Below are 530 nucleotides of genomic sequence, written 5' to 3'. Positions count from 1 at the left end.
TTCCCGGCGATCAACGTCAACGACGCGGTGACGAAGTCGAAGTTCGACAACCGCTACGGCATCCGCCACTCGCTGATCGACGGCATCAACCGCGGCACCGACGTCCTGATCGGCGGCAAGGTCGCCGTCGTCTGCGGCTACGGCGACGTCGGCAAGGGCTCCGCGGAATCGTTGCGCGGCCAGGGTGCGCGTGTGATCGTCACCGAGATCGACCCGATCTGCGCGCTGCAGGCGGCCATGGACGGCTACCAGGTCGCGAAGCTCGAGTCGGTCCTGCCGATCGCCGACATCGTCATCACGACGACCGGCAACAAGGACGTCGTGACGGTCGAGCACATGTCGCAGATGAAGCACCAGGCGATCCTGGGCAACGTCGGCCACTTCGACAACGAGCTCGACATGGCGGGCCTGCAGCGCTACCCCGGCATCCGCAAGAACAACATCAAGCCGCAGGTCGACGAGTGGATCTTCCCGTCGGGCCGCACGATCATCGTGCTGTCCGAAGGCCGCCTGATGAACCTGGGCAACGC

At 65.3% G+C, this 530-nt stretch carries 1 protein-coding gene; it reads left to right on the top strand.

Going from position 1 to position 530, the window contains the following annotated elements:
* Nucleotides 1-530: NAD(P)-dependent oxidoreductase (locus SK854_RS48160; RefSeq protein WP_319981900.1), on the top strand; the 530-nt coding region annotated here is incomplete at both ends.

The organism is Lentzea sokolovensis, assembly GCF_033949975.1.
In the GTDB taxonomy this organism is placed as follows: Bacteria; Actinomycetota; Actinomycetes; order Mycobacteriales; family Pseudonocardiaceae; genus Lentzea; species Lentzea sokolovensis.
Note: the sequence above shows the minus strand (reverse complement) of the source record. Positions and strands in the feature narration are given on the sequence as shown.